This window comes from Streptomyces sp. XM83C (assembly GCF_023072675.1).
Taxonomy (GTDB): domain Bacteria; phylum Actinomycetota; class Actinomycetes; order Streptomycetales; family Streptomycetaceae; genus Streptomyces; species Streptomyces thermocoprophilus.
This window is the reverse complement of record NZ_JALLGL010000383.1, coordinates 1-5083: the sequence shown is the minus strand read 5'-3', so window position 1 is coordinate 5083 and position 5083 is coordinate 1. Positions and strand designations below refer to the sequence as shown.

Here is a 5083-nt window from a genome sequence, read left to right as displayed (position 1 = left end):
CCGTGGAGGTGTGGGCCGCGGGCGACGACAGTGAGGGGCCGTTGGAGGGGGCGTTGCGGAATCTGAGGGCGGTGCGGGGGTTTCTGGGCGGGGTTTGATCTTCTTCGCGCGGTTCCCCGCGCCCCTTTGGGGTTGCGGTAGTTCCCCGCGCCCCTGGTGCGCGCGGTTTGCCGTGTCCCTCGGGTGCGTGGATGCCCCCGTCCCTCCGGTGTTCGTGGTGGGGGTCAGGTTGCTGCTCGGGTCAGGCGGGTGGCCAGGGTTTGCGTGGCTTCTTTGAGGGTGGTGGGTTGTTCGATCTTGTAGGGGAAGCCGAGCATCGCCAGGCGTACCGCCAGCCAGTCCGCCGGGTCGGAGCTCGTGGAGCGGAGGCGGCAGGTGCCGTCGGGGAGGGGTTCCGGGGCGCCGAGCCAGGCCGGGAGGCGGGCGGCGACCCTGTCCGCCGGGGCGTCGAAGCGGACCTCGAAGTCGTACGACTGCTGCTGTCGCTGCATCGAGCGGCGCAGGTACTCCGCCGCGCTGCCCGTCGGCAGCTCGCGGGGTGTGAAGCGCAGGCCGGTCGCGAAGGGGTCGCTGAGCCGGTCCACGCGGAAGGTCCGCCAGTCGGCGCGGTCCAGGTCGTAGGCGACGAGGTACCAGCGGCGGCCCGTGGACACCAGGCGGTACGGCTCGCAGACGCGGCGGGTCTCCGTGCCGTCGGCGGCCCGGTAGGAGAAGCGCAGACGCTCGTGGCCCGCGACGGCCGAGGCGATCACCGTCAGTGTCTCGGGGGCGATGCTCGGGCCGTCTCCGCTGGTCAGCGCGGTGGTCGCGGCCTGGAGGGTGGTCACGCGGTGGCGCAGCCGGGACGGGAGGACCTGTTCGAGCTTGGCGAGGGCCCGTACGGACGCCTCGTCGACGCCTTCCAGGGCGTGGCCCGCGCCGGCGCGCAGGCCGACGGCGATCGCGACGGCCTCCTCGTCGTCGAGGAGGAGCGGCGGCATCGCCTTGCCCGCGACCAGGCGGTAGCCGCCCTCGGCGCCCATCGTCGCCTGGACGGGATAGCCCAGTTCGCGCAGGCGGTCGATGTCGCGCCGTACCGTGCGGCGGGAGACACCGAGACGTTCGGCCAGCTCGCCGCCCGGCCATTCGCGGGGTGTCTGGAGGAGGGAGAGGAGCTGGAGGAGACGTGCCGGGGTGTCGGTTGTCATGCCGTACAGGATGCCGCGGATATAGGACCGGATCTGACCTAATAGGGGTCTAGCTTCGTGGCATGACCTCAACCGAGACCTCAGCTGTCGACCGGCGTCGCTGGTTCGCTCTGGCGATCGTGATGACCGCGGCGTTCATGGACCTGGTCGACGTGACCATCGTGAATATCGCCATCCCCTCCATACAGGAGGAGGCCGGCGCGACCTTCAGCCAGATCCAGTGGATCACCGCCGGGTACGCCCTGGCGTTCGCCGCCGGGCTCATCACCGGTGGGCGGCTGGGGGACATCCACGGCAGGAAGCGGCTGTTCCTCGTCGGCATCGGCGGGTTCACGCTCGCGTCCGCGCTGTGCGGCTTCGCCGTCAACCCCGAGATGCTGGTCGCCTCCCGCATCCTGCAGGGCGGCATGGCGGCGATGATGGTGCCGCAGGTGCTGTCGATCGTGCACGCCACGTTCCCCGCGGAGGAGCGCGGCAAGGTGTTCGGGCTGTTCGGCGCGATCGTCGGCCTGGGCGCCGTGTCGGGGCCGCTGCTCGGGGCGCTGCTGACCGAGTGGGACCTGTTCGGGCTGGCCTGGCGGCCGATCTTCCTCATCAATCTGCCCGTCGGCATCGCCGGCCTGCTGCTCGGCAGCCGGTTCATCACCGAGTCCCGGGCGCCGCGCGCGCTGAAACTGGACCTGGTCGGGGTGGCGCTGGTGACGCTCGGACTGCTGATGCTGCTGTACCCGCTGACGCGCGGCCGTGAGCTGGGCTGGCCGGTGTGGGGGTATGTGTCGATGGCCGGTGCGGTGGTGGTGTTCGGGCTGTTGGTGGCGTACGAGCGGCGCAAGGGTGAGCGGGACGGCTCGCCGCTGGTCGAGCTGTCGCTGTTCCGGGTGAAGAGCTTCGCCGCGGGGATCGCCGTGCAGACGGTGTTCGGTGTGGCGCTGGGTGTGTTCTTCCTGGTGTGGACGCTGTACATGCAGGTAGGGCTCGGCTGGAGCCCGCTGCGCGCCGGTCTGACCGGGGTACCGTTCTCGATCGCCGTGTCGACGGCGGCAGGGCTGTCCGTGCAGAAGCTGGTCCCGCGCTTCGGCCGTGGTGTGCTGCAAGCGGGCGCGCTGGTGATGGCGGCGGGCGTGCTGATCTACATTTGGGAGTCCGGGCGTTACGGCCTTGCCATCGCCTCCTGGCAGATGGCGCTGCCGCTGGTCGTGATGGGCGTCGGCATGGGGCTGATCGTCGCCCCGCTGACGGACGCGGTGCTGTCCGAGGTGCCGCGTGAGCACTCCGGTTCGGCGTCCGGGCTGATCAACACCGTGCAGCAGATGGGCAACGCGCTCGGTCTCGGCCTGGTGTCGGTGGTGTTCTTCGGGCGGATCAGCGACCGGTTGGCGCCGCGGCAGATCGGCCCGGCGTTCGTGGACGCCTTCCAGTACGCGCTGGGCTGGGTGGCCGCCGTACTGATCGCGATCTTCCTGCTGATGTTCGCGCTGCCGCGGCGGCCCGCGCAGCACGTCGAGGGCGCGGACTCCGTCGAGGCGGGGGAGCGGCTCAAGGAGCCGGAGCTGGTGCCCTGACGCCGGCCGCAGGGTCCGGCACTGAGGTGAGAGGTCCCGTTCCCGCGCAGGCGGGGGCGGGGCCTTTGCCTTGCGGTCTCTGTTCCGAGGCCTACGCGTGGGGTCCTCGCTTCGAGACCTTCGCGCGGGGCCATCGCTTCAAGTCTTCGCTTCGAGGCTCGCTCCGTGATCTTCGTTTGGTTGGTTTTCGGGCCTGGTTGTGCCCGAACCTGTTTACTTCGCGGAAATGGCGGCGTAGCCTCCGATGGAAACCACACGTTCGGGCATGACCCGGAAGTGGTCGGGCATCGAGGTGGAGGCGAACGGATATGTACGCACCCGAGCGGCAGCAGGAGATCCTCCGGCTCGCCCGTGAGGGCGGCCGGGTGGACGTCGTGTCGCTGGCCGAGGAGTTCCAGGTCACCGCGGAGACCATCCGCCGGGACCTGAAGGCCCTGGACCGCGCCGGGCTGGTGCGCCGCGTCCACGGCGGCGCGATCCCCGTGGGCCGCCTCGACTTCGAACCGGACCTCACCGAACGCGAGGGCACCGCCGCCGACGAGAAGGACCGCATCGCCAAGGCCGCCGTCGCCGAACTGCCCGTCGAGGGCACCCTGATCCTCGACGCCGGTACGACCGTCGCCCGCCTCGCCGCCGCGATCCCGCTGGACGCCGGCCTCACCGTCGTCACCCACAGCCTGCCGATCGCCGCCCGCCTCGCCGACCACCCCGGCATCCAGCTCCACCTCGTCGGAGGGCGCGTACGGCACCGTACGCGCGCCGCCGTGGACGCCTGGGCGCTGCGGGCGTACGCCGAGATCCGCGCCGATGCGCTGTTCGTGGCCGCCAACGGCTTCTCCGTCGAGCACGGCCTGACCACCCCGGACCTCGCCGAGGCCGCCGTCAAACGCGCCGCTGTGGCCGCCGCCCGCCGGGTGGTGCTGCTCGCCGACTCCTCCAAGCACGGCCAGGAGCACTTCGCCCGCTTCGGCGACCTCACCGACGTGGACCTGCTGATCACCGACAGCGGGCTGAGCGACGAAGACGCCGCCACCGTCGAACGCGGCGGCACGGAAGTAGTACGCGCATGATCCTCACCGTCACCCCCAACCCGTCCCTGGACCGCACCTACGAGGTCCAGGCGCTCCACCGCGGCGAGGTCGTCCGCGCGGAGACGGAACGCATGGACCCCGGCGGCAAGGGCGTCAACGTCTCCCGCGCCGTCGCCGCGGCCGGCCGACGCACCGTCGCCGTACTGCCCCTGGGCGGTGCGCCCGGCGCGCTCGTCGCCGAACTGCTCGACGCGCAGGGCATCGAGGTCGCGCCCGTGCCCGTCGCGGGCGCCACCCGGTCGAACATCGCGCTCGCCGAGGCGGACGGCGTCCTCACGAAGATCAACGCGCCGGGGCCGCAGCTGACGGCCGACGAGCAGGAACTCCTGCTGGACACCGTGCGCGAGCGGTCCCGCGGCGCCGACTGGATCGCCTGCTGCGGCAGCCTGCCACGCGGCCTCGCGCCTTCCTGGTACGCCGATGTCGTCACGCGGGCGCACGCCTCGGGCGCGCGCATCGCCCTGGACACCTCCGGACGCGCCCTGCTGGAGGCGCTGCGCGCCCGGCCCGACGTGGTGAAACCGAACGCCGAGGAACTCGCCGAGGCCGTCGGCCGGCCTCTGGTGACCGTGGGCGACGCGCTGAAGGCCGCCGAGGAACTGCGCGGCACGGGCGCCGGCGCCGTCCTCGCCAGCCTGGGCGCCGACGGGCAGCTCCTCGTCGACGACGCGGGCGCCTGGTTCGGCAGCGCGGCCGTGCACGCCGTCCGCAGCAACGTCGGCGCCGGTGACGCCTCCCTCGCCGGTTTCCTCGTCGCCGGCGGCAGCGGCCCCGACGCCCTCGCCTCCGCCGTCGCCCACGGCGCCGCCGCCGTACAGCTGCCCGGCAGCGTCATGCCGACCCCGGCCGACCTGGACCCGGCCGCGGTGCACGTCACGGCCGACGTACCCGTCGAGCGGCTGCTGACCGAGCCGGTGCTGCCGGCGGAGGCCGTGTCATGAACGGGCGGGGATCGGGCCGGGTGATGTGCCGGGCGGGTGCGATGTCGGGCAGGGCGGTCTCGGGGCCGTACCGCGCCATGGGGTACCTGTCGGTGCCGTTTCCGTACGGCGCGACGGCGTACCGGCCGACTCCGTCCCCGTACGGCCGGCTCCGGTCGCCGTACGGCCGGCTCTTGTCCCCGTACCGCCTGCTCCTGTCGCCGTACCACCGGCACCCGTCCTGGTCCCCGTACCGCCTGCTCCTCTCGCCGTACCACCGGCACCCGTCCCCGTCCCCGTACCGCCGGCCCCTGTCTCCCCAC

At 72.4% G+C, this 5083-nt stretch carries 4 protein-coding genes; 3 read left to right on the top strand and 1 reads right to left on the bottom strand.

Going from position 1 to position 5083, the window contains the following annotated elements; all coding sequences use genetic code 11:
* Positions 1-224: 224 nt before the first annotated feature.
* Complete coding sequence (locus MTQ10_RS27705) at positions 225-1187, bottom strand: helix-turn-helix transcriptional regulator (protein WP_247473016.1); 963 nt, start codon at positions 1185-1187, stop codon at positions 225-227.
* 62 nt (positions 1188-1249) lie between these two features.
* On the opposite strand from MTQ10_RS27705, the gene MTQ10_RS27700 reads away from it, so the two are divergent.
* From MTQ10_RS27700 to pfkB, 3 genes are all read left to right on the top strand, one after another.
* Positions 1250-2749 carry an MFS transporter gene (locus tag MTQ10_RS27700; protein ID WP_247473015.1) on the top strand — a complete coding sequence of 500 codons (1500 nt, stop codon included), beginning with the start codon at positions 1250-1252 and terminating at the stop codon, positions 2747-2749.
* Between the two features lie 308 nt (positions 2750-3057).
* Complete coding sequence (locus MTQ10_RS27695; RefSeq protein WP_247473014.1) at positions 3058-3819, top strand: DeoR/GlpR family DNA-binding transcription regulator; 762 nt, start codon at positions 3058-3060, stop codon at positions 3817-3819.
* Positions 3816-4781 carry a 1-phosphofructokinase gene (gene pfkB / locus MTQ10_RS27690; protein WP_247473013.1) on the top strand — a complete coding sequence of 322 codons (966 nt, stop codon included), beginning with the start codon at positions 3816-3818 and terminating at the stop codon, positions 4779-4781. Before MTQ10_RS27695 ends, pfkB begins: the two co-directional genes overlap by 4 nt.
* Positions 4782-5083: the final 302 nt, after the last annotated feature.

What these genes read in the sequence shown, in the direction of transcription:
- MTQ10_RS27695 (WP_247473014.1), top strand. Translation starts at nt 3,058, where the DNA reads ATGTACGCACCCGAGCGGCAGCAGGAGATCCTCCGGCTCGCCCGTGAG.
- MTQ10_RS27705 (WP_247473016.1), bottom strand. Translation starts at nt 1,187, where the DNA reads ATGACAACCGACACCCCGGCACGTCTCCTCCAGCTCCTCTCCCTCCTC.
- MTQ10_RS27700 (WP_247473015.1), top strand. Translation starts at nt 1,250, where the DNA reads ATGACCTCAACCGAGACCTCAGCTGTCGACCGGCGTCGCTGGTTCGCT.
- pfkB (WP_247473013.1), top strand. Translation starts at nt 3,816, where the DNA reads ATGATCCTCACCGTCACCCCCAACCCGTCCCTGGACCGCACCTACGAG.